The organism is Neobacillus sp. OS1-32 (assembly GCF_030915425.1).
GTDB lineage: Bacteria > Bacillota > Bacilli > Bacillales > Cytobacillaceae > Neobacillus > Neobacillus paridis.
Genome location: NZ_CP133263.1, coordinates 275,810 through 299,242 on the forward strand (window position 1 = coordinate 275,810; position 23,433 = coordinate 299,242).

The 23,433-nt window shown below is 42.1% G+C and carries 24 protein-coding genes; 23 read left to right on the forward strand and 1 reads right to left on the reverse strand.

From position 1 onward, the window contains the following. Positions 1-21: 21 nt before the first annotated feature. Positions 22-1,293: a replication-associated recombination protein A gene (locus tag RCG24_RS01415; protein WP_202652378.1), complete on the reverse strand. Its 1,272-nt coding sequence runs from the start codon at positions 1,291-1,293 to the stop codon at positions 22-24. A gap of 150 nt (positions 1,294-1,443) precedes the next feature. On the opposite strand from RCG24_RS01415, the gene cymR reads away from it, so the two are divergent. The 23 genes from cymR to RCG24_RS01530 all read left to right on the forward strand — a co-directional run bounded on the left by cymR (position 1,444) and on the right by RCG24_RS01530 (position 23,425). Further along, positions 1,444-1,863 carry a cysteine metabolism transcriptional regulator CymR gene (gene cymR, locus RCG24_RS01420; RefSeq protein ID WP_202652380.1) on the forward strand — a complete coding sequence of 140 codons (420 nt, stop codon included), beginning with the start codon at positions 1,444-1,446 and terminating at the stop codon, positions 1,861-1,863. A gap of 37 nt (positions 1,864-1,900) precedes the next feature. Next, complete coding sequence (locus tag RCG24_RS01425; RefSeq protein ID WP_202652382.1) at positions 1,901-3,043, forward strand: cysteine desulfurase family protein; 1,143 nt, start codon at positions 1,901-1,903, stop codon at positions 3,041-3,043. Between the two features lie 38 nt (positions 3,044-3,081). Beyond that, the gene (gene mnmA, locus RCG24_RS01430; RefSeq protein WP_308078135.1) at positions 3,082-4,200 is read left to right on the forward strand and encodes a tRNA 2-thiouridine(34) synthase MnmA; all 1,119 of its coding nucleotides are present in this window, start codon (positions 3,082-3,084) and stop codon (positions 4,198-4,200) included. A 156-nt stretch (positions 4,201-4,356) separates the two neighbouring features. Continuing rightward, positions 4,357-5,007, forward strand: coding sequence for a tetratricopeptide repeat protein (locus RCG24_RS01435; RefSeq protein ID WP_202652386.1), 651 nt, complete (start codon positions 4,357-4,359; stop codon positions 5,005-5,007). Between the two features lie 37 nt (positions 5,008-5,044). Continuing rightward, a complete protein-coding gene (locus tag RCG24_RS01440) occupies positions 5,045-7,459 on the forward strand; it encodes an SF1B family DNA helicase RecD2 (protein ID WP_308078136.1) in 2,415 nt (804 codons plus the stop codon). Positions 7,460-7,490: 31 nt separating this feature from the next. Next, positions 7,491-7,961 (forward strand): PRC-barrel domain-containing protein, encoded by a 471-nt coding sequence (locus tag RCG24_RS01445; protein ID WP_308078137.1) that lies wholly within the window; start codon positions 7,491-7,493, stop codon positions 7,959-7,961. 11 nt (positions 7,962-7,972) lie between these two features. Next, complete coding sequence (locus tag RCG24_RS01450) at positions 7,973-8,164, forward strand: hypothetical protein (RefSeq protein ID WP_308078138.1); 192 nt, start codon at positions 7,973-7,975, stop codon at positions 8,162-8,164. Positions 8,165-8,201: 37 nt separating this feature from the next. After that, entirely contained in the window at positions 8,202-8,336 is a 135-nt protein-coding gene (locus tag RCG24_RS01455; protein WP_308078139.1) for a YrzQ family protein, read from the forward strand. A gap of 183 nt (positions 8,337-8,519) precedes the next feature. After that, the gene (locus RCG24_RS01460) at positions 8,520-9,614 is read left to right on the forward strand and encodes an AI-2E family transporter (protein ID WP_308078140.1); all 1,095 of its coding nucleotides are present in this window, start codon (positions 8,520-8,522) and stop codon (positions 9,612-9,614) included. Positions 9,615-10,038: 424 nt separating this feature from the next. Continuing rightward, positions 10,039-12,678 (forward strand): alanine--tRNA ligase, encoded by a 2,640-nt coding sequence (gene alaS, locus RCG24_RS01465; protein ID WP_308078141.1) that lies wholly within the window; start codon positions 10,039-10,041, stop codon positions 12,676-12,678. Between the two features lie 54 nt (positions 12,679-12,732). Next, positions 12,733-12,999 carry an IreB family regulatory phosphoprotein gene (locus RCG24_RS01470; protein WP_202652399.1) on the forward strand — a complete coding sequence of 89 codons (267 nt, stop codon included), beginning with the start codon at positions 12,733-12,735 and terminating at the stop codon, positions 12,997-12,999. Positions 13,000-13,003: 4 nt separating this feature from the next. Continuing rightward, positions 13,004-13,420 carry a Holliday junction resolvase RuvX gene (gene ruvX, locus RCG24_RS01475; RefSeq protein ID WP_308078142.1) on the forward strand — a complete coding sequence of 139 codons (417 nt, stop codon included), beginning with the start codon at positions 13,004-13,006 and terminating at the stop codon, positions 13,418-13,420. 12 nt (positions 13,421-13,432) lie between these two features. Beyond that, entirely contained in the window at positions 13,433-13,741 is a 309-nt protein-coding gene (locus tag RCG24_RS01480) for a DUF1292 domain-containing protein (protein ID WP_308078143.1), read from the forward strand. 206 nt (positions 13,742-13,947) lie between these two features. Then, complete coding sequence (gene mltG / locus RCG24_RS01485; protein ID WP_308078144.1) at positions 13,948-15,072, forward strand: endolytic transglycosylase MltG; 1,125 nt, start codon at positions 13,948-13,950, stop codon at positions 15,070-15,072. Between the two features lie 217 nt (positions 15,073-15,289). Further along, positions 15,290-15,940 (forward strand): O-methyltransferase, encoded by a 651-nt coding sequence (locus tag RCG24_RS01490; RefSeq protein WP_202652407.1) that lies wholly within the window; start codon positions 15,290-15,292, stop codon positions 15,938-15,940. Then, complete coding sequence (locus RCG24_RS01495) at positions 15,937-16,866, forward strand: peptidase U32 family protein (protein WP_202652409.1); 930 nt, start codon at positions 15,937-15,939, stop codon at positions 16,864-16,866. Before RCG24_RS01490 ends, RCG24_RS01495 begins: the two co-directional genes overlap by 4 nt. Before the next feature lie 16 nt (positions 16,867-16,882). Beyond that, positions 16,883-18,154: a peptidase U32 family protein gene (locus tag RCG24_RS01500; protein WP_202652411.1), complete on the forward strand. Its 1,272-nt coding sequence runs from the start codon at positions 16,883-16,885 to the stop codon at positions 18,152-18,154. Beyond that, positions 18,154-18,789, forward strand: a complete 636-nt coding sequence (gene udk / locus RCG24_RS01505) for a uridine kinase (protein ID WP_202652413.1) — start codon at positions 18,154-18,156, stop codon at positions 18,787-18,789. Before RCG24_RS01500 ends, udk begins: the two co-directional genes overlap by 1 nt. A gap of 162 nt (positions 18,790-18,951) precedes the next feature. Then, positions 18,952-19,428: a transcription elongation factor GreA gene (greA, locus tag RCG24_RS01510; RefSeq protein WP_202652415.1), complete on the forward strand. Its 477-nt coding sequence runs from the start codon at positions 18,952-18,954 to the stop codon at positions 19,426-19,428. A gap of 56 nt (positions 19,429-19,484) precedes the next feature. After that, complete coding sequence (locus RCG24_RS01515; protein ID WP_202652417.1) at positions 19,485-21,236, forward strand: peptidoglycan D,D-transpeptidase FtsI family protein; 1,752 nt, start codon at positions 19,485-19,487, stop codon at positions 21,234-21,236. Between the two features lie 147 nt (positions 21,237-21,383). Next, positions 21,384-22,085, forward strand: coding sequence for a YrrS family protein (locus RCG24_RS01520; protein WP_202652419.1), 702 nt, complete (start codon positions 21,384-21,386; stop codon positions 22,083-22,085). Positions 22,086-22,100: 15 nt separating this feature from the next. Then, a complete protein-coding gene (gene mtnN / locus RCG24_RS01525; protein ID WP_202652421.1) occupies positions 22,101-22,796 on the forward strand; it encodes a 5'-methylthioadenosine/S-adenosylhomocysteine nucleosidase in 696 nt (231 codons plus the stop codon). 488 nt (positions 22,797-23,284) lie between these two features. Further along, entirely contained in the window at positions 23,285-23,425 is a 141-nt protein-coding gene (locus tag RCG24_RS01530; RefSeq protein WP_202652423.1) for a YrzI family small protein, read from the forward strand. The last annotated feature ends 8 nt before the right edge of the window (positions 23,426-23,433 follow it).

The following is a 23,433-nucleotide window of genomic DNA, read 5'->3' on the forward strand; positions in this document are numbered from 1 at the left end:
TACAAGAGGGATCCTTTTTAGCTATTTTTTGGGGGTTAATTTTTCATAAACGGCAGCAAAGGCTTGTTCGAATTTACCCGTTTTCTTAGGATGATAGTATTGTTTATGTTTAATTTTATCAGGCAAATATTGTTGTGGTACCCAGCCGTTCGGATAATCATGAGGATATAAATAACCGATTCCGCGTCCAAGCTGTTTTGCCCCCTTATAATGGGCGTCCCTTAGGTGGTCCGGGACATCACCGGTCATTCCTTTGCGAATATCCTCGAGGGCCGCATCAATCGCCATTATGGCGGAATTAGATTTGGGAGACAGGCATAGTTCAATGACAGCGTTGGCAAGCGGAATTCTCGCTTCTGGGAAACCGATTCTTTCTGCTGTTTCAATTGCTGCCAGCGTTCTTGCTCCAACCTGTGGATTAGCCAGGCCAATATCCTCATAGGCAATCACAATTAGCCGTCTGCTGATGCTGGGAAGGTCTCCTGCTTCAATCAATCTGCCTAGATAGTGAAGTGCGGCATTGACATCACTGCCCCGGATTGATTTCTGAAAGGCGGAAAGCACATCGTAATGGGCATCGCCGTCTTTGTCAGCGGTAATACTTTTCTTTTGCAGGCATTCTTCAGCCGTATCAACATCGATATGAATGATGCCCTCTTCATCCGGATCGGTGGAAAGAACAGCCAGTTCTAACGCATTTAATGAACTTCTCACATCCCCGCCCGACCCCTGGGCAAAATGATTTAGGGCATCTTCTGAGATTTCTACCTTCAGTTTTCCTAATCCCCGTTCCTCATCCTCAAGGGCCCGTCTTAATGCCTGCTTTACTTCTTCAGGAGTTAACGACTTAAGTTCAAAAATCTGGCAGCGGCTGCGGATGGCGGGGTTAATTGCGTGATAGGGGTTGCTCGTTGTTGCTCCGATCAGGACAATCATCCCATTTTCCAAATAAGGCAAGAGAAAATCTTGTTTTGCTTTGTCTAAACGGTGAACTTCATCTAGCAATAATATCACTTTTCCGGACATTTTTGCTTCGGCGGCAACGATTTCCATATCCTTTTTATTATTTGTAACAGCATTAAGTGTTCGAAAAGCGTATTTTGTACTGCCGGCAATGGCACTGGCGATGGAAGTTTTCCCAATTCCCGGTGGCCCGTAAAGAATCATCGAGGTCAGTTGTTTTGCTTTTACCATCCGGGCAATAATTTTTCCCGCTCCGACAAGATGCTGCTGGCCAACAACTTCTTCAATGGTTCTTGGACGCATACGGAAGGCTAAAGGTTTTTGCTGCATTTCGATCTCTCCAAACAAATTTTCGCTCTTACCTTTACCATACCATTTTTTATTGGAAAAGCATACGAAAGAAGAATATGTTATAATGCTAATGCCTATCAAATTACTGAGATTAGAATTTAAATTATTTATTGGATAGAGGTGCTATAAATGAAAATTTCAACAAAAGGCCGTTACGGTCTAACGATTATGATCGAGCTTGCGAAAAATTATGGAGAAGGGCCGACTTCACTAAAATCAATTGCTCAAACAAATGACTTATCGGAGCATTACTTGGAACAGTTAATTGCCCCGCTGCGAAATGCCGGATTAGTAAAAAGTATCAGAGGGGCATATGGAGGCTATATTTTATCTAATCTGCCTTCCAAAATTACCGTTGGTGATGTGCTTCGCGTATTGGAGGGGCCGATTACACCCGTCGAAGGAATTGAAGAGGAGGAGCCGGCCAAGCGTGAGTTATGGATTCGGATCCGTGATGCGATTAGAGATGTAATTGACAATACAACATTGGAGGATTTAGCCAGCCATAGTGAAGACAATGATATGGAGGGTTATATGTTTTATATTTAGGAAATAATAGAGCATTATTTTGAATGAAGGTGTAAATATGGAACGAATCTATCTCGATCATGCCGCCACTTCCCCCATGCATCCAAAAGTGATTGAAAAAATGCTGAAGGTCATGAAGGAAACGTTCGGAAATCCATCCAGCATTCACTCATTTGGACGGGAAGCGCGGCATTACCTTGATTTAGCAAGAGCAGCTTTAGCTGGCAGTATTGGGGCAAAGGAAAATGAGATTATTTTTACCAGCGGTGGAACCGAAGCGGACAATATGGCCTTATTCGGGGTGGCCGAGAGCTACCAACATAAGGGCCGGCATATTATTACGACACAAGTAGAGCACCATGCGGTTTTGCATGCGTGTCAAAAATTAGAAAAGCAGGGTTTTGAGGTTAGCTATTTGCCTGTGGATGAAACGGGACGTATCTCCATCGCTGATCTAAAATCGGCATTGCGGGATGATACAATCTTGGTGTCAGTCATGTATGGCAATAATGAAGTTGGCACATTGCAGCCGATCGCCGAAATAGGCCAAGTCCTTGAAGGTCATCAGGCAATTTTCCATACGGATGCGGTTCAAGCTTACGGGGTGGAAAAAATGGATGTGAACGAAAGCCATATTGATTTATTATCTGTCTCTGCCCATAAAATAAATGGCCCCAAAGGGATTGGTTTTTTATATCTTAGATCCAATATAAAAATTGCTCCTAGGGTTTTTGGCGGTGAGCAGGAGCGGAAAAGGCGTGCCGGAACGGAGAATGTAGCTTCCATTGCTGGCTTTCATGAAGCGGTCGTCATTGCGGCGGCGGATCGTGAACGAAAACGTGCAAAATTTCAAGGATTTAAGCGCCTCTTAATCGAAAGACTGCAAGATCAAGGAATTGAATTCGCAATAAACGGATCACTTGAACATTCACTGCCACATGTATTAAACTTAAGTTTTCCGGGTACAAATGTCGAGTCGATGCTGATGAATCTCGATTTAGCAGGAATTGCAGTATCAAGCGGTTCAGCGTGCACAGCCGGGTCAATTGAGCCTTCGCATGTGCTTGTTGCCATGTTTGGAAAAGGGTCGGAGCGTTTAGCCAATTCGATTCGCTTCAGCTTTGGCTTTACCACAACGGAAGAAGAAATTATCAAGGCAGCGGAAGAAATCGTTAAGATTATTATGCGGCTAAAAAAATAGATTTTTTGCTAATAAGGAAAAGAGAGAGGTGAAATGAAGTGGAAAGGAAAGATCCGAAAAATACCCGGGTCGTAGTCGGCATGTCCGGCGGTGTTGATTCGTCAGTTGCCGCATTATTGTTAAAACAGCAAGGCTATGACGTGATCGGGATTTTTATGAAAAACTGGGATGATACGGATGAATTCGGAGTATGTACAGCGACCGAAGATTATAATGATGTCATCCGAGTCTGCAATCAAATCGGGATTCCTTATTATGCTGTTAATTTTGAAAAGCAATATTGGGACAAGGTGTTCACCTATTTCTTAAACGAATACCGCGCTGGACGGACGCCGAATCCAGATGTGATGTGCAATAAAGAAATCAAGTTTAAAGCATTTCTGGAGCATGCCATGAATTTAGGGGCCGATTATTTAGCGACAGGCCACTATGCCCGTGTGGAGTTTCGTGATGGTGAATACAAAATGCTGCGCGGCTTAGATGAAAATAAGGATCAAACTTATTTTCTCAATCAATTGACACAGGAGCAGATCAGTAAAGTCATGTTCCCGATCGGACATTTGGAAAAATCAAAGGTCCGCGAAATTGCCAGGGAGGCAGGGCTGGCAACAGCCGCAAAAAAAGATAGTACTGGAATTTGTTTTATTGGCGAACGGAATTTTAAAGAGTTTCTCAGTCAATATCTGCCAGCACAACCGGGAAATATGGAAACATTTGAAGGCGAGATCAAAGGACGCCATGAAGGGTTAATGTACCATACGATTGGTCAGCGCCATGGACTTGGGATTGGCGGTGCCGGTGAACCCTGGTTTGCCATCGGCAAGGATTTAAAACGGAATGTTCTTTATGTGGGACAAGGCTTCCATCATGAAAAACTTTATTCCGATTCCATTATTGCTACAGATGTCAGCTGGGTTTCTAACCGGGAAAAACCTGCGGAATTTGATTGTACGGCAAAATTCCGCTATCGTCAGGAAGATCATAAAGTAAAAGTACGCCTATTGGCAGACAATAAGGTGGAGGTTATTTTCTATCAACCCATCCGGGCGGTAACACCGGGTCAGGCTGCTGTTTTTTATCATGGTGATGAATGCCTTGGCGGCGGAACGATTGATGAAGTGTATAAAAATGGTGAGCGTTTAACATATGTTGGGTAGAATTTTGCTCTGATTCCTCTTAAATGAATCAGGGCTTTTTTTTTCTGAGGATTAACGGATATATCGATTTGCATACCATAAGGTAATCTCTGTCTGGACTTGTCCATTAAAACGGAGAAATATGATATACTTCCCTTTAGAATGGAGTTGAATAGGATGGACAAAAACCGACTAGGTGTACAATATATGCAGGAAGGCAACTTGGAAGAGGCGGCAAAAACCTTTAATGAGGCGATTAATGAAAAACCCGACGACCCAATCGGATATATAAACTTTGGAAATGTACTCTCAGCGCTGGGTGATAATGAGAAGGCCTTAAAGTTTTTCCAGAAAGCCATCGAGCTTGATGAAAATGTTCCGGCCGCTTATTACAGTGCCGGCAGCCTCTACTTTGACCATGAACAATTTGCGGAAGCAAAGCAGATGTTTGAGACGGCGATGAAAAAAGGGTTGGAATCAAGCGATACCTACTTTATGCTTGGGCTTACGCTTGTTCACTTAAGTCAAGGCAAATTGGCATTGCCCTATTTACAAAGGTCAGTGGAACTAAATGAAAATGACACGGAGGCGCGCTTTCAATATGGACTGTGTCTGGCACAGGAGCAGTTTATTGACGAAGCGATGATCCAGTTTGAAAAATGTCTTGAATTGGATCCAAACCATTCTGATGCCTATTATAATCTTGGTGTTTCCTATGCCTTTAAAGATGACTTCGAAAAGGCCATCCGCTTGTTTAACAAAGCACTGGAAATTCAACCAGACCATCTACTGGCCGGCCATGCAAAGAAAATGATCGAACAAGCCTGACGACAAAACGAAAATTGATCTGAAAGGAGGGAGCCATATGGCACAGCAGGAATCTCTCGATTTATTTGGGGACGAGGGTCGATATATTAAAGGAAGACCGATTGTGACCATTTTTCACAATGAACAAAATCTTTACACCGTTCTTCGGGTTCGTGTCGATGAAACCAATCATTCATACGATGAGAAAGAAGCAGTAATCACCGGCTATTTTCCCAAAGTGTATGACCAGGAAACGTATATTTTTTACGGGGAATTTAAGGAACACCCTAAGTTTGGGTTGCAATTTCAAGCCAAGCACTACCGCAAAGATATGCCGCAGTCAAAACAAGGGATTATCGCCTATTTATCCGGAGAAATGTTTAAAGGAATAGGGAAGAAAACGGCAGAAAATATTGTTAATACATTAGGCGAAGATGCGATTTCCAAAATCCTCAATCAGCCCTCATTGCTGGATTCAGTGCCGAAACTCCCTCCAGATAAAGCAAAATCATTATATGATACGCTAATGGAACATCAAGGGCTCGAACAGATTATGATTGCTCTTAATCAGTACGGCTTTGGACCACAGCTATCAATGCGAATTTATCAAGTTTATAAAGAGGAAACTTTGAATATAATTCAAAAAAATCCCTATAAGCTTGTCGAGGATGTCGAAGGAATCGGGTTTGGCCGGGCAGATGAATTGGGATTCCAGCTTGGAATCTCCGGAAATCACCCGGACCGGATTAAGGCTGGTTGCTTGTATGTGTTAGAAAATGAGTGCATGCAAGCAGGACATGTTTACATGCTTGCTGAAGACCTGCTTGAACAAGTAAAAGCACTTCTTGAAGAAAATAAGCGTGATCAAATTGAATTCCTGGATATCTCCAATGAGATAATCAAGCTTGAAGAAGAAGGAAAAATCATTGGTGAGGAAAAGCGGATTTATTTGCCCTCGTTATTTTTTGCTGAAAAAGGACTAGTAACCAGTATTCAGCGGATCCTAAAACAAACTGAATACAAAGATCAATTCCCGGAATCGGAATTCCTGCTTGCATTAGGAAGTTTAGAAGAACGGCTTGGGGTTCAATATGCCCCGACGCAAAAGGAAGCAATTCAAACGGCGCTCATGTCACCGATGCTGATTTTAACCGGCGGACCGGGAACGGGAAAAACAACGGTCATCAAGGGGATTGTCGAGCTTTACGGGGAATTGCATGGCTGCTCATTGGACCCGCAGGATTATGATAAGAAAGACGAAGCTTTTCCATTTTTACTGGCGGCCCCAACTGGAAGAGCAGCCAAAAGGATGAGCGAGTCAACAGGACTACCGGCAGTAACGATCCACCGGCTCCTCGGTTTTAACGGCACAGAAGGCTTTGACCGCGATGAAACGAGCACATTGGAAGGAAAAATTTTAATTGTTGATGAAACCTCAATGCTTGATATATGGCTGGCCAATCAACTGTTTAAGGCTTTGCCGGAAGAGATCCAAGTCATCCTCGTCGGCGATGAAGATCAGCTTCCATCGGTGGGACCGGGTCAGGTGTTAAAGGATTTGCTCCGATCCGAGCGAATTCCAACCGTCAGACTGACAGATATTTATCGCCAGGCAGAGGGATCGTCAATCATCGAGCTTGCCCATGAAATCAAACAGGGACGGCTGCCCGCTGATATTACCATGAAACAGGCGGACCGCTCGTTTATTAAGTGCTCCACAGCACAGGTCGCCCAGGTGGTCGAAAAGGTTGCTCTGAATGCAAAATCTAAAGGATATACGGCGAAAGATATTCAGGTGCTGGCACCGATGTATCGCGGACCGGCGGGGATCGATCGGTTAAATCTGTTATTACAGGATATCTTTAATCCGAATCCTGACGGCAAGCGCAAGGAAATTTCTTTTGGTGAAGTGAAGTACCGGATTGGCGATAAGGTGCTTCAGCTTGTGAATAAACCGGAGAACAACATTTTTAACGGTGACATTGGTGAAATTATTTCCATCATTTATGCCAAGGAAAATACGGAAAAACAAGATTTGGTCTATATTTCCTTTGAAGGAACGGAAGTTGAATACACCAGGCAGGATTTAAACCAAATTACCCATGCCTATTGCTGCTCCGTCCATAAATCACAGGGCAGCGAATTTCCGATTGTGATTCTTCCGATTACAAGAAGCTATTACCGAATGTTACAAAGGAATTTGATTTATACCGCTATTACCAGAAGCAAGCAGTCATTGATTCTGTGCGGCGAGCCTGATGCGCTCAAAATGGGTGTTGAAAGAGCGGATGAATCAAAACGATTAACCACATTATGTGAAAAGCTTCAGGAGGCCGTGCCTTCAGCTAGAGAGAAAATGGAACGAACCACAAACATGAAACCTGAAATGTCATTAGAGGAAGAATTAATGCTGGTCGATCCAATGATCGGAATGGAAAACCTTACACCTTATGATTTTATAACAAATGACTGAAACTAAGAATGTTCGAGGGAGGTGTCACTCTTTGCGAACATTTTCTTTATTGAAAGGGCAGCCTGTTTTTGAAACAAAAAGCGGCCGAAAAATTGGTGAAGTCACTGATCTTTATATGTCAACCGACGGAATCGTGAAAGGTTTATTAGTCAAAAAGGGCGTGTTCATCAAACAATCCTGCTTTTTGGATATCAAGAAAGTTGCCTCCTTTGGCTGGTATGGGGTAATGATTGAGGACGAAAACATTTTGGTGAAACAAAAGGAGAGTTCGGAATATACAACCGCTCATTCCCTTGAAGGGATGATGATGCTCACGGAGAGCGGCAACACTCTTGGGTTGCTAAAAGACGTATATTTTCAGGAAGAATTGGGCACAATCGTAGGGTATGAAATCACGGATGGCTTCTTTTCGGATATTATTGAAGGTAAGCGAGTGATCCAGACCCGGAAGCCCTTAACAATCGGAAAGGACGCCATTATCGTTGATGTAAATCAAACGTGAGGTGTCATTCCATGTTGAAGTGTCCCAATTGCGGAAGTAAAGATATTGGTAAAATTGGCATCAACCAATATTATTGCTGGAATTGCTTTATTGAACTTTCTATTGCCAAAGGAATCATCAATACTCACCAGGTCGAAGAGGATGGTACCTTGAGTTCCTTGGATGATTTATTTGATGAAGAACAACGCCGCTACACCCTATAGGATTGCCAAACGCCAATTTGATAAGAGGTGAAGACGGATGAACAAGTTGATGACGTCAATGATAGCTTTTGGTGCAGGAATGGCTGCTTATAATCTGGTACAAAGAAATAATTTGATGTCAGGCCGGCAAATGAAACGGATCCAAAGAAAAGTGAAACGTGCTTTTGGTTAATTTATGCTTCCCCTTACTTAAGGGGAAGTTTTTTAGCTAATGGGGGGTGTTGATTTTTTCCATTTGCCGCATCCATTCAACTACGCTTCATGAACCGTCCTTAAGGACTTGCCAGTCGGACGAGTTTCATTTACATAATTCCCGGTTATGTCTCGAAAACTAGCTTTGAGGAGGCATTGTTTTGTGGATATTCGGGTGAAATGGTATTACCGTATCGGATTTTTACTCCTGTTATTAATTGCTATTTTTGTTTTCTTTAAGATCAGATATGTCTGGATGCCGATTGTCAGAGTAGCCGTCATTATTGCCATTCCCTTCGTAATTGCCGGATTTATCACTTATTTATTACATCCGATCGTGGAAAAATTGCATGAAAAAGGGCTATCAAGGGGATGGGCAATTATTTTGATTTATATTGTTTTTTTTGGCGGAACCGGATTTGCTCTTTATAAAGGGATACCGGCAATGATTGATCAGCTTAAAGATCTATCAGAAAGTGCGCCGATGTTTGCGGAACAATACCGAGGGTGGATTCAAACACTGCAATCCCATACAAGGGAATGGCCAGATGGGCTGCAAACAAAGTTAAATGATGAAATTGATGCCTTCGAAAAAAGGTTGGATTCCTTATTATCGGCAATCGTTAACGTATTAGTAGATTTTTTAAACTCGGCGGTCATTCTCACGATCATTCCGTTTATTGCCTTTTATATGTTGAAGGATTTCCCTTTGATTAAACGGTCGGTATGGTATATGACTCCAAGATCCTGGCGGAGAAAAGGGACACTTTTTTTAAGGGATGTTGATAAATCACTGGGAAGTTACATCCGCGGGCAGTTGTTGGTCTGCATCATTATTGGCTGTATTTCGGCCTTATTATTTTGGATATTTCATTTAAAATATCCGCTGCTTTTAGGTTTTATTATCGGGGTAACAAATGTTATCCCCTATTTTGGTCCATTTATCGGAGCGGTTCCGGCTGTTATTATTGCGGCAACGACATCCGGAAAATTGGTGATTATAACGCTTGTCATCGTTTTTGGGCTACAATTTCTTGAAGGAAATATTCTATCCCCTTTTATCGTTGGAAAAAGCCTCCAGATGCATCCGCTGGTGATCATGTTTGCGATTACAGCAGGAGGAGAAATTGGCGGAATGCTCGGACTAATCTTAGCTGTCCCTGTTCTGGTCATTTTAAAAGCGGGGATTATTCATGCCAAAAATCATTTTGCCAGTGATAAGGTTCGAAAACAGGATGCGAATAGCGGCGAGAATTGACAAACGTTTTATTGGTGGATATAATTCGTCATATAGAATATATGTAAAAAATGTTGAAGGATCGAGTATGTTGTAGACCATCTGCAGCACATTCAAATTTATGTGCATCAGAGAGGAACTCCCGCGGCTGAGAGGATTTCCAGATGAAGGACAACAGAATGCTAATCCGGAGTGCAGCTAATTCCTGCCGTAGGCCTTGCGTTAAAGGTATTGAGAGATGAGTTTCTATTGGGACTCATAATCAGGGTGGTACCGCGAGTTAAACTCTCGTCCCTGTCCAGGGGATGAGGGTTTTTTTTGTTGAAAAAAGGCACAACACAATGTAATTTAAGTTCAAGGATTCAGAAACACTTTTGATAAAATATACATTGCTCTTTCGCATACCGCCTACTATCTTAAAAAGCAAACTAAATAGGAGGTACATATGAAAAATCTATCTGGCTCACAAATACGGAAAATGTTTTTGCAATTTTTCCATGAGGAAAAAGGACATCTAATTGAACCAAGCGCATCGCTAATCCCCCATGATGATCCGTCATTATTATGGATCAACAGCGGTGTGGCCACATTAAAAAAATATTTTGACGGGCGTGTAGTCCCGGAAAATCCAAGAATAACGAATGCGCAAAAATCAATTCGTACAAATGATATTGAAAATGTTGGAAAGACCGCTCGTCACCACACATTCTTTGAAATGCTGGGTAATTTCTCCATCGGTGAGTATTTCAAGAAAGAGGCGATTACCTGGGCCTGGGAATTTTTGACTGATAAAAAATGGATTGGCTGGGATCCGGAACTGTTATCTGTCACAATTCATCCAGAGGACCATGAAGCATACGATATTTGGCACAATACGATTGGACTTCCAGAGGAACGAATCATCCGCCTCGAAGGGAACTTCTGGGATATCGGGGAAGGCCCGAGCGGCCCGAATACGGAAATTTTCTATGACCGCGGACCGCAATACGGTGATGACCCGAATGATCCGGAGTTATATCCTGGCGGTGAAAATGAGCGCTATTTGGAAGTATGGAACCTTGTTTTCTCGCAATTTAACCATAATCCTGATGGCACATATACACCACTGCCAAAGAAAAACATTGATACCGGAATGGGCTTGGAACGGATGGCTTCAGTTGTCCAAAATGTACCAACCAATTTTGATACCGATTTGTTTATTCCGATTATCCGGGCAACAGAGGAAATCTCCGGGGTTAAATATGGAGCCGATAAAGAAACGGATGTAGCATTTAAAGTAATCGCCGACCATATCCGAACTGTGTCGTTTGCCGTCGGAGACGGAGCCTTGCCGTCGAATGAAGGGCGCGGCTATGTATTAAGACGGCTGCTCCGCCGTGCGGTTCGCTATGCAAAGCTGATTAATATCAATCGCCCGTTTATGTACGAGCTTGTTCCGGTTGTTGGCGAAATCATGGCTGATTTCTATCCGGAGGTAAAAGACAAGGAAGAGTTTATTCAAAAGGTAGTTAAAAACGAGGAAGAACGGTTCCATGAAACGCTTCATGAAGGCTTAGCCATTTTAGCCGAATTAATAAGGAATGAAAAAGCTAAAGGCAGCGACACTATTAATGGAGCGGATGTGTTCCGTCTCTATGATACCTATGGCTTCCCTGTGGAATTAACCGAAGAGTACGCCCTGGATGCAGGCATGAAAATTGATCATGAAGGCTTTGAGGCAGAAATGGAAATGCAGCGTGAGCGTGCCCGTGCCGCACGTCACGATGAAAGTTCGATGCAGGTTCAAGGCGGTGTCTTAAGGGATATTAGGTTAGAAAGTAAGTTTGTTGGCTACGGAGAACTTAAGACCAATTCAACTGTGATTGCCATCATCAAAAACGGTATCCTTAGCGAGAAAGCTACAGTTGGCGAAGAAGTCCAAATCATGCTTGATGTGACACCTTTTTATGCGGAAAGCGGCGGTCAGATTGCTGACCATGGGGTAATCGAAGCTGGCGGGGTCAGCTTATTTGTAAAGGATGTTCAAAAGGCACCAAACGGACAAAATCTTCATCAAGCTGTGGTCAAATCCGGCACGTTAACAACGAATCAAAAGGTTACCGCTGCCGTTGATGCGGACAACCGTGCAAAAATCACCAAAAACCATACTGCCACACACTTGCTGCATCGCGCCTTAAAGGATGTGCTCGGAGAACATGTAAATCAGGCTGGATCTCTCGTTGAACCGGAACGGCTTCGTTTTGACTTTTCCCATTTTGGCCAAATTAAGCCGGAGGAACTGGAACAAATCGAAAGAATTGTCAATGAAAAGATTTGGAGCAGCCTTGAGGTGAACATCAGCCAAAAACCAATTGCAGAGGCGAGAGCAATGGGAGCAATGGCCCTCTTCGGTGAAAAATATGGGGAAATCGTTCGCGTTGTCAAGGTTGGCGATTACAGCCTTGAATTATGCGGCGGCTGCCATGTTCCTAACACAGCTGTGATCGGTTTGTTTAAAATTGTCTCCGAGGGTGGTATTGGTGCCGGTACCAGAAGGATTGAAGCGGTAACAGGCGAGGCGGCCTACAAAGCATTAAATGAACAGGTTGGCACATTAAAGGAGGCTGCTGAAAAGCTAAAAACAAGCCCGAAAGAAGTGCTGGGACGGATTGACGGGTTATTGGCTGAAATCAAGCAGCTGCAAAGGGAAAATGAATCTCTTGCCGCAAAACTTGGAAACATTGAAGCCGGCAATCTGGTATCAAAGGCTAAGAGCATAAATGGGGTAACGGTGCTTGCGGCAAAGGTTCAGGCGGCCGATATGAATAACTTAAGAAATATGGCCGACGACTTAAAGCAGAAGCTGGATTCTGCAGTGATTGTACTTGGCAGTGTTCATAATGAAAAGGTCAATTTAATTGCTGCGGTAACAAAGGATTTAAATGAAAAAGGGTTCCATGCCGGAAAATTAATTAAAGAAGTCGCAGCTAAATGCGGCGGTGGCGGCGGTGGACGCCCTGATATGGCCCAGGCCGGCGGAAAAGATCCGGAAAAACTTGATGCAGCGCTTGCATTTGTCGAGGAATGGGTAAAAACTAGTTTGTAATATGGACAAAGTAGTGTAAAATAAAGGTAACTATTCCATTCGAGGTGTACTTTTATGAGCTCATTTGACAAAACAATGAGATTTAATTTTCCTGAAGAACCTTTTGAACATGACGTTAATGATGTTCTTTTGCAGGTTTACGAAGCGTTAAAGGAAAAAGGGTACAATCCGATTAATCAAATTGTCGGTTACCTTTTATCGGGAGATCCGGCGTACATTCCTCGACATCGTGATGCCCGTAATATTATTCGAAAACTGGAACGGGATGAAATTATAGAGGAGCTAGTCAAATCCTATCTTAGACAACAACGAGAGGTTTAATAATATGCGTGTAATGGGTCTGGATGTCGGCTCAAAAACGGTTGGTATTGCCCTGAGCGATGAACTAGGGTGGACGGCACAAGGCCTTAAAACCCTTCATATCAACGAAGAAAAACAGGAGTTTGGTTTTAAGGAAATCGGTCAATTAATTAAAGAGTATCAAGTTAGTCAAGTTGTTGTTGGCCTTCCCAAAAATATGAACGGTACAATTGGCCCCCGGGGTGAGGCTAGTAAACAATATGCTGCAGAAATTGAACGGCGTTTTGGAGTTTCGGCAATTTTGTGGGATGAGCGGTTAACAACAATGGCTGCAGAACGGGTATTGCTGGAAGCCGATCTAAGTCGAAAGAAGCGAAAGAAAGTCATTGATAAAATGGCCGCAGTGATGATCCTGCAGGGTTATCTTGACAGTATAAAATAATGAGGTGAAGGAATGGGACACGAACATAAGTCTAATCATGAGGAAGAAGATCGTTATATTACCCTTATCAATGATAATGGCGACGAAGAATTATTTGAAATCCTGTTAACCTTTGATTCAGAGGATTTTGAAAAATCATATGTCCTATTTTATCCGGTCGGAGCATCCGAGGACGGAGAAGAAGGCGAAGTTCATGCATATGCCTATATTCCCACCGAGGACGGCGGCTTTGGCGAATTAATGCCAATTGAGACCGACGAGGAATGGGATATGGTTGAAGAAGTATTTAATACTTTTTTAGAAGACGAGGACGAAGACTAAAATGAAAGGAACCGGCTGCAAATGGCTGGTTCTTTTTTTGCTATTTGGACAAATTCATTGAGAAATTGACAATTTTCTATCAATATGCTGAAATAATTACATGCCAATTATACAGTGGAATGATATTAAGTTTTTTTTATTTAAGCAGAATACAGATGATTAAAAATGTTTTTTAATGTATGAATATCAAGGGAGGGGGGAATAAAATGACGACGGAAAAAAAGGACATTATTCGCCATAAATTGCTGGAATCTCAAAAAGAAGCAAAGGTTGTAAGAAAAATTGTAACAATTATATCACTAATCCTGGTCTTATTGATTCTTATTGTTGGCGGCGGAGGTTATCTCTACATAAAATCGGCATTAAATCCGATTGATCCAAACAGTAAAATTCATACAAAAGTTGCGATTCCAATTGGTTCCTCGGTCACAAGCATTGGTGAAACACTTGAAGATCATGGAATCATTAAGAATGCCAGGGTATTCAAATATTATGTAAAATTCAAAAATGAAGCCGGCTTCATGGCCGGCGAATACGAACTGAGTCCTTCTATGGATATTCCCGAAATTGTCAGCCGTTTGAAAACAGGAAAGGTTCTTGCGCAGCCAGCCGTTAAAATGACGATTCCTGAAGGAAAACAATTAAAAGAAATTGCTGCGATTATGGCAAAAGCGACGAAACAAAAAGAGGCAGATGTCTTTAAGCAAATCAATGATGCCTCGTTTGTAAAGAGTTTAATGACGAAATATCCCAATCTATTAACAAATGAAATCTTAAATACAGCAGTAAAGTATCCGCTTGAAGGATATCTATACCCGGCAACCTATTCATTTTATAAGAAAAATCCCACTGTCGAAGAAATGGTAGATGCCATGCTTGAAAAAACACAGTCAGTCCTGGCAAATTATTCAGAGGAAAGCAAAGAAAAGAAGCTGACTTTTCATCGATTATTAACGATGGCTTCCCTTATTGAAGAGGAGGCGACCAAAAAGGCCGATCGAAAAGCGATTTCGAGTGTGTTTTATAACAGATTGAAAAAAGGGATGCCGCTGCAAACTGATCCAACGGTCCTTTATGCCCAAGGGAAACATAAACAAAGAGTATATTATAAGGATTTAAAGGTAAATTCACCGTACAATACCTATAAACATCAAGGGCTGCCGCCGGGGCCAATTGCCAATGCCGGGAAAATTTCGATTGAAGCAGCGCTTGAGCCGGAGAATACTAACTATTATTATTTCTTGGCTGCCCCAGACGGCAAGATCATTTTTTCAAAAACATTAGAAGAACATAACATAGAGAAAGCAAAGCATATTTCCAACAAAAAGTAGCGGTTATTTAAGGGGGAATTGATAGCATTCCCTCTTATTTTGTGGTAAAATTGTTCAAGTGTTTAATAAGTAAACGATAGCGTTACTCACAGCAAATTTGTCTTAACGAGACGAACCGTGATTGAACGGTTGTACGTTTTTTCTGTGAACGCTTTTTTTCATGTCTAAAGAGCGGTGTTTTGGCAAGAATTGATTTAAGGATTGAGGTGAAGGCAGCTTGTTAAATGAGAAGCTGCATTTATATATTAACGGGTTAATTCCTGAACGCAATCCATTATTTATGGAAATGGAGCAGTTCGCCCAATTACATGGCATCCCTATTATGGAGCTGGCCGGAATCGAAACGATGCTGCAGCTGCTTCGGATTCAGCAAGCTAAGAACATCCTTGAGATAGGCACGGCGATCGGCTATTCGGCCCTTCGAATGGCAGAGACTCTTCCTAATGCTCGGATTGTGACGATTGAGCGGGATATCGAGCGGATTGGGCAGGCTCGAGAATTTATCCAACGTTCTAAGCATAGTCAGCAAATCAGCTTGATTGAAGGAGATGCGCTTGAAGTTGAACAGGAAATCAGTGGACATGCCCCATTTGATGCCATTTTTATTGATGCGGCTAAAGGACAATATAAAAAGTTTTTTCAGTTATATGCCAAGTATTTAAACAAGGACGGATTAATGATTACCGATAATGTATTGTTTAAGGGACTTGTGGCAGAACCAAAGATTGAAAACAAAAGAACGCGGAATCTTGTCAAGAAGATTGCTGAATTTAACCGTTGGTTGATGAACCATCCTGATTATGATTCCGTTATTCTGCCCGTGGGGGACGGTGTAACTGTAAGCAAAAGGAGAGGTGAGAGAAATTGACGAAACCGGAATTACTCGTGACACCCATTTCTGTTGATGATATAGTGCCATTAGTGGAGGCGGGTGCAGATGCTTTTGTTATCGGTGAACAAAGATATGGTTTAAGACTTGCCGGAGAATTTAACCGGGAAGATGTGGCAAAAGCGATTGCTCTTGCTCACGCTAACGGAAAAAAAGTCTATGTTGCCATGAATGCCATTTTTCATAACGAAAAAGTGGAGGAATTAGCTGAGTACTTACGATTTGTTTCCAGTGTAAACGCGGATGCCGTCATTTTTGGCGATCCTGCCGTATTAATGACGGCCCGGGAAGTTGCTCCGGAAATGAAGCTTCATTGGAGCACAGAAACAACAGGAACAAACTGGTATACGTGTAATTATTGGGGGCGTAAAGGTGCTAAACGTGCGGTACTAGCCCGAGAAATTAACATGGATGCCATTATCGAAACGAAAGAACAGGCAGAAGTGGAGATTGAGGTCCAAGTCCACGGAATGAGCTGTATGTTCCAATCAAAACGATCTTTGCTTGGCAATTATTTTGAATACCAAGGGAAAGTAATGGAAGTCGAAAATCATAAACAGCAAAAAGATATGTTTTTACATGATAAGGAACGGGGAAATAAATATCCGATTTTTGAAGATGACAATGGAACCCATATCATGAGCCCGAATGATATATGCATAATTGATGAACTTCAAGACATGCTCGAAGCAGGTGTTGATTCGTTTAAGATTGATGGAATTTTAAAGAGTCCGGGATATATTCTAGCTGTCACAAAGATTTATCGGGAAGCCATTGATTTATATTTCGAGAACCCCGATTTATATGAAGATAAAAAGGACGAGCTGCTTGAAAAAATTGAAGAAATTCAACCGGCTAACCGTCCGTTGGATACAGGATTCTTTTTCAAAGAAACAGTCTATTAAAAGGAGGGGCTCAACGATGAATACAGTGAAAGATCGGATTTCTGAAATGATTGATGGAAAGCGTGTGATTGTAAAGAAGCCGGAACTCCTTGCTCCAGCAGGCAATCTGGAAAAATTAAAAATTGCCGTTCATTATGGAGCCGATGCTGTCTTTATTGGCGGGCAGGAATATGGTCTCAGGTCCAACGCAGATAACTTCACATTAGAAGAAATCAAAGAAGGCGTAGAGTTTGCGAAACAATACGGGGCAAAGATTTATGTGACGACAAACATATATGCCCATAATGAGAATATTCCCGGCTTGGAAGAATACATGCTTGGCTTAAAAGAGGCAGGCGTGGCCGGAATTATTGTGGCGGACCCTCTTATTATTGAAACATGCCGCCGGGTGGCACCTGAAATTGAAGTTCACTTGAGTACACAACAATCGCTTTCCAATTGGAAGGCAATCCAATTCTGGCAGCAAGAGGGCTTGGAGCGGGTGGTGTTAGCTCGTGAAACAAGTGCTGATGAGATACGTGAAATGAAGGAAAAGGTAGACATTGAGATCGAAACCTTTATTCATGGTGCCATGTGTATAGCCTATTCCGGCCGTTGTGTCTTGAGTAACCATATGACTGCACGGGATTCCAACCGCGGCGGCTGCTGCCAGTCCTGCCGTTGGGATTATGATCTTTATCGTCTCGAAGGCAGTGATCAGGAGGTGCCTCTGTTTGCCGAAGGTGATGCGCCATTTGCGATGAGCCCGAAGGATCTGAATCTGATTCAGTCGATTCCGAAAATGATTGAGCTTGGTATTGACAGCTTGAAAATCGAGGGCCGGATGAAGTCGATTCATTATATTGCAACGGTTGTCAGTGTATACCGAAAAGTGATTGATACGTACTGTGCGGACCCCGACAATTTTGAGATTAAACAAGAATGGCTGAAGGAACTGGATAAGTGTGCTAATCGGGAGACGGCCCCGGCGTTTTTCGAAGGTGTCCCAGGGTATAAAGAGCAGATGTTTGGTAATCATAGCAAGAAGACTAGTTACGAATTTGTCGGTCTTGTGTTGGATTATAATCAAGAAACGCAAATGGTGACCTTACAGCAGCGAAATCATTTCAGACCGGGGGATGAAGTGGAATTCTTTGGACCGGAAATTGAAAACTTCACCCATGTTATCGAAAAAATTTGGGATGAAAAAGGTCAGGAACTGGATGCCGCCAGACATCCACTGCAAATCGTTCAATTTAAGTTAGATAAACCGGTTTATCCTAACAACATGATGCGAAAGGGGAACTAGTGATGCGTAAACCGGTGGTTATCGGTGTTTCCGGCGGCTCCGGCTCAGGAAAAACCAGCGTAACAAAGGCCATTTATGAAAGCTTTAAAGATCATTCGATTTTAGTGATTGAACAGGATTATTATTATAAGGATCAAAGTCATTTGCCGTTTGAGGAGCGGTTAAAAACAAATTATGATCATCCGCTGGCGTTTGATAATGATTTGCTGATAGCGCATATTAAGAAGCTGTTGCGTTATGAACCGATTGAAAAGCCAGTTTATGACTATGCCCTTCATACTCGTTCTAATCAAGTCATCCATGTGGAACCAAAGGAAGTTATCATTATTGAAGGGATTTTAGTTCTTGAGGATGAGCGGCTAAGAAATTTAATGGATATAAAACTATTTGTTGATACGGATGCTGATATTCGAATTATCCGCCGCTTAACCCGCGATATTAAAGAGCGCGGGCGCAGCTTTGATTCAGTGATCGACCAATATACGAATGTAGTAAGACCGATGCATAATCAGTTTGTGGAACCAACAAAACGATATGCAGATATTATTATCCCTGAGGGCGGTCAGAATCATGTTGCGATCGATTTGATGGTGACAAAAATTCAAACAATTCTTGAACAAAAGTCATTTTTGTGAAACAATAGCAAAAGATAAGAAAAAAGAATCCTTGAATGGATGATAAGCTTGCGCGCCCTGATGAAAAGGACGCGCACTATGTATTATGCTGATAAGCAAATAAATTCAGATTGATACCACAATTCTAATGGGGGATTGTGAAGACTAGAAGGAGTGAGGATTTTGGCTGCAGAAAAAGAATTTCCAATGACACAGGCTGGAAAAGAAAAACTTGAACAAGAACTTGAATATTTAAAAACAGTGAAGCGTAAAGAAGTAGTTGAAAGAATAAAAATTGCCCGGAGTTTTGGTGACCTATCTGAAAACTCCGAGTACGACTCTGCGAAAGAAGAACAAGCATTTGTTGAAGGCAGAATTACGACAATAGAAAACATGATTCGCAACGCCAAAATTATCGCTGAAGGTGAACTTGCCGGCGATTCGGTTACATTGGGCAGTTCTGTGACGTTTGTAGAGCTTCCGGATGGCGAAGAAGAGACTTATATCATTGTCGGAAGTGCCGAAGCGGATCCATTTGAGGGGAAAATCTCCAACGATTCGCCCATTGCCAAAAGCCTGTTGGGCAGAAAAGTAGGCGAAGAAGTTACCGTGCAAACTCCTGGGGGAGAAATGACTGTTAAAATTGTATCGATTAAATAAGGGAAGTTGTTTGAAAACAGGAAACCTCGTCAAAACTTTTGACGAGGTGTTTTTTTATGTGGCGAAGACGAACGCTGGGCTTGCTTTTTATCTTCAGCTTTATTTTTTTTCTATTCTTGGCTCGATTAATGCAAATTCAATTGTTCAAGACAGAAAATTTTTCGCAACATCATCTAAATTTACTTGAGGAAAGTGTCAAACAGCGGACCCAGGAATTGATGCTTGACAATGGCAGGGGAAATTTCTCTGATCGAAATGGTCAGCCGCTGACTCATAAACAGGCAAATGTGCTAGTTTTGTTTCCTTTTTTAAAAAAAATGGATTGGCAGGTGGAAAAGGTTGCTGAGATTACTAAAATCCCGGCAGATTCACTGTTGTCGGCTGTTAATTCAGCGAAAAAGCCGTTTGCTTACGGTGAACCGGATCCAATGGAGCTAACAAGTAGGCAAATGGATCAAGTGAACGCGTTAATGATCCCCGGCGTCTTTGCGGTTGAAAAAAAATATGAACGGACAAAGGTACCATCCGAACAGCTAATAGGACTTACAGGAGAAAATGCTGAGGAATTAAAAAAACGCTATCCTGATAAAGAACTTTCAGAGAAAACGTTAATCGGGATTTCAGGACTTGAAGAAAGCTTTGATGAATTTCTTCTTCCCGAAGGAAAATCGAAGCTGATTTTTCATGTGGATGGCGTTGGCGCACCGTTATTTGGGATCAATGTCAAGTATGTCGATCCGGCCAACCCCTTCTATCCGGTCAATATCCGCACCACTATTGATAAAACCATCCAGCAAAAAGCCGAGGAGCTAGTTGATCGATATCAGATAAAAAAGGGTGGTTTAGTCCTTCTCAATATAGAAGATAACAGTGTGCTGGCACTGGTTTCGCGGCCGGCAATCAACAAAAAGGATCCCTATAATGGTTCTGGATTAACGAATCAAATGTTAAAGCAGCAAATCCTCGGATCGGTATTTAAGACAGTGGTCGCCGCGGCAGCGCTCGAACATAATGTAGACAACCCCAACCGCCTTTTTAATTGCAGCCAAAAAATCAATGGCAAACCAGAGCGGAAATATCATTACGGACTATTGAATTTTACTGATAGCTTTGCCAGAAGCTGTAACCGGACCTTTGGAGAATTGGCCAAAGAACTGCAAAAAAAGGATCCGAATATATTAGAGGAATTTGCAACTAAGTTGTCCTTAACCGGATCAGTCGGATGGCGAGGAGATATTTATCATACAAGTGATTTTAAACAGTTGACGGATGAGGATAAGGGGCGTGTATTTTTGTCTGACGAGGCGAGAAAGGATGCCAACCTTGCAGCCATGTCGGGAATCGGCCAGCATGAAGTACGGGCTACTCCGTTGGCCGCTGCCAATATGATGGCCACGATTGCCAGAGGTGGTCAAAAAGAAATGGTGCGGGTTGTCTCCAAAATTGAATACAAAAACGGTACGACGATGGTGGATTTTTCAGAGAAAGATCTGGAAGGAGAAACCATCTCACCCTATACGGCAATGAAATTACAAAAATTATTACGTGAGGTGGTCGTTAATCCCAATGGTACCGGCAAATGGTTTAAAGGTCTGCCCTATGATGTAGCGGGGAAGTCGGGAACCGCTGAAACTGGGAAATATAAGGACGGAAAACAGCTCCATAACAAGTGGTTCGCCGGTTATTTTCCCTACCAACACCCGAAATACGCTTTAGTAACGGTTAATTTGGATGTAGCAGATAGTGAAGGTGGAGTCAATCTTTTGTTCGCTGATATGGTAAAAGCTCTATATGAAAAAGACAATTAAAACAAAGTTTAGTTGATAAAAAATGCTGCCGTTATGCTAACAAGCTTACGGCTTTTTCCATTTTCAGGACAAATGAAGGATATTCCTTCAAGTTCTGTGCAATTCATGTTAGAATATTCACAGCCTAGTTTTTAGGAGGAGAGTTACATGAATAATGATTTAAATCAACATTCACGTTCTGGCTACAGGGCTAAACGAAGAAAAACAAATCTTATTTTAAATAGCCTGATCATCATAGTACTCGCATTAATCATCTTTGTTGCTTATAATATTTTTGCTTCTGGTGATAGTGACAACACTTCCCAGCCAAAACAAAAACCAAAAACGGAACAAGTAAAAAATGAAAAAAAGACTGATGATACAGCGTTAAATCAAGAGTCTGCTAAAACAGAAGAGGCAGCGAAAGAAGATACCGGCGATGAAAATGAGACTACGCAAAATGATCAACAACAAAATAATGAACAAGCAGAAGAGGCCTCAACCGAGGGGACAGATTCTTCGCAGGCAGTTGTTTCTGACGGGGGCAGTTCCGCAAATGTCATCCGGACCATTGAAAATCCTGCATGGAAACCAGTTGGAACCTCGCAAACAGGTCAACATACGCCAGTGTACAATTCCAACTCAGTAGATTGGCAGGAAATGTTAAATGCAATTACTTATGCAACGGGTTTAGATCAAAACAATATGATTGTTTGGTTTTTAGGGAGAGATCGTAGTACGACAAATGCCTCAATCGGGACGGTCTCCTCTAAAGACAAGCAGCAAAAGTATAGGGTCTACATTAAATGGGTTGACGGGGAAGGCTGGGTCCCAACAAAAGTTGAAGAATTAGCCAAGATTGATAGATAACAGCGGAGGGTAACAATGAAAATTGCAATCATCGGAGCAATGGAAGAAGAAGTGAGCTTATTAAGAGATCATATCAAGGGACGATCTGAAGAAACGATAGCGGGCTGTGAATTTACCTTTGGAAAATTACATGAAACAGATGTCATTCTTTTGCGTTCAGGTATTGGCAAGGTAAACGCTGCCATGTCCACCACCATTTTACTTGAAAAATATAAGCCTGACTTAATTATCAATACTGGTTCGGCCGGTGGGACGAATCCGGAACTCAATGTCGGAGATGCAGTAATATCAACTGAGGTTCGCCATCATGATGTCGATGTAACTGCATTTGATTATGAATATGGTCAGGTTCCTCAGCTCCCTGCTGCCTTTTTGGCAGACGAGAAATTAATTTCGATCGCTGAAGCTGCAGCAAAGGAACTGGATCATTTTCAAGTCGTTAGAGGTTTAATTGCCTCGGGTGACTCCTTTATGGACGATCCTGAACGCGTAAAATTTATTCAAACGAAATTTGAGCATGTCCTGGCAGTTGAGATGGAGGCTGCAGCCATTGCCCAAGTAGCCCACTGCTTTGCTGTTCCATTTGTGATCATTCGCTCGCTATCAGATATTGCCGGCAAACAATCCGAGATCTCATTTGATCAATTTATTGATAAAGCAGCAACCAATTCCGCCACATTGGTGATGAAAATGGTCGCTGCGCTAAAATAGAAAACTAGTGGGTGTCAGGCACCAGAAAAATGTGCCTGACACCCCTTTTTTTAAGTTCACAAAAATACTTTTAAAAAAATGGTTTACAATGAGGTAAAAAGTGGTTATACTTACCGTAGTAAGTAAAAAATTCCAAAAGGAGGTCGAAGAAGATGATTTTAGTAAATGGCGTAACTGGAACTAATGGAACTGGTAAAACTTTATATTCGAAGATCACTCATTCGACCGGATTGGAATGGATTGCCTAAGCTTTTAGTTATTTTACATATCCATGCCGCAGGGAGAATGACGCCTTGCGGTATTTTTGTGTCTAAAAAACTGCCGCAGGGAGTGACTTCTTGCGGCTTTTTTGTGCCCTTTTGTTGGGAAAAGGGGGAGTATTGCTAAAAAGCAAATGATAGCTTACCAACTGGGGGGCTCAAAGGGATCCGCCTTGCATAAGCTGGCAATTGTAAATAAGTTGAAAGAATTTAAGGAGGTGATTCTAAATGACTCTGAACATTTTATTTTTCTCGATTACAATCAGAAAACGTAAAGTAAGTTATGAGGAAGCTATTCAGCAGGAAATGGTTGATAAGCTCTATGAGCAATACAGAGACCGTCAAATGTCCATTCATCATATTATGTAATGGCTTTG

What these genes read in the sequence shown, in the direction of transcription:
- ruvX (WP_308078142.1), top strand. Translation starts at nt 13,004, where the DNA reads ATGCGTGTAATGGGTCTGGATGTCGGCTCAAAAACGGTTGGTATTGCC.
- RCG24_RS01520 (WP_202652419.1), top strand. Translation starts at nt 21,384, where the DNA reads ATGAATAATGATTTAAATCAACATTCACGTTCTGGCTACAGGGCTAAA.
- RCG24_RS01455 (WP_308078139.1), top strand. Translation starts at nt 8,202, where the DNA reads ATGAACAAGTTGATGACGTCAATGATAGCTTTTGGTGCAGGAATGGCT.
- RCG24_RS01530 (WP_202652423.1), top strand. Translation starts at nt 23,285, where the DNA reads ATGACTCTGAACATTTTATTTTTCTCGATTACAATCAGAAAACGTAAA.
- RCG24_RS01440 (WP_308078136.1), top strand. Translation starts at nt 5,045, where the DNA reads ATGGCACAGCAGGAATCTCTCGATTTATTTGGGGACGAGGGTCGATAT.
- mtnN (WP_202652421.1), top strand. Translation starts at nt 22,101, where the DNA reads ATGAAAATTGCAATCATCGGAGCAATGGAAGAAGAAGTGAGCTTATTA.
- RCG24_RS01435 (WP_202652386.1), top strand. Translation starts at nt 4,357, where the DNA reads ATGGACAAAAACCGACTAGGTGTACAATATATGCAGGAAGGCAACTTG.
- RCG24_RS01480 (WP_308078143.1), top strand. Translation starts at nt 13,433, where the DNA reads ATGGGACACGAACATAAGTCTAATCATGAGGAAGAAGATCGTTATATT.
- alaS (WP_308078141.1), top strand. Translation starts at nt 10,039, where the DNA reads ATGAAAAATCTATCTGGCTCACAAATACGGAAAATGTTTTTGCAATTT.
- mltG (WP_308078144.1), top strand. Translation starts at nt 13,948, where the DNA reads ATGACGACGGAAAAAAAGGACATTATTCGCCATAAATTGCTGGAATCT.
- RCG24_RS01415 (WP_202652378.1), bottom strand. Translation starts at nt 1,293, where the DNA reads ATGCAGCAAAAACCTTTAGCCTTCCGTATGCGTCCAAGAACCATTGAA.
- RCG24_RS01450 (WP_308078138.1), top strand. Translation starts at nt 7,973, where the DNA reads ATGTTGAAGTGTCCCAATTGCGGAAGTAAAGATATTGGTAAAATTGGC.
- RCG24_RS01425 (WP_202652382.1), top strand. Translation starts at nt 1,901, where the DNA reads ATGGAACGAATCTATCTCGATCATGCCGCCACTTCCCCCATGCATCCA.
- RCG24_RS01515 (WP_202652417.1), top strand. Translation starts at nt 19,485, where the DNA reads ATGTGGCGAAGACGAACGCTGGGCTTGCTTTTTATCTTCAGCTTTATT.
- cymR (WP_202652380.1), top strand. Translation starts at nt 1,444, where the DNA reads ATGAAAATTTCAACAAAAGGCCGTTACGGTCTAACGATTATGATCGAG.
- RCG24_RS01500 (WP_202652411.1), top strand. Translation starts at nt 16,883, where the DNA reads ATGAATACAGTGAAAGATCGGATTTCTGAAATGATTGATGGAAAGCGT.
- RCG24_RS01470 (WP_202652399.1), top strand. Translation starts at nt 12,733, where the DNA reads ATGAGCTCATTTGACAAAACAATGAGATTTAATTTTCCTGAAGAACCT.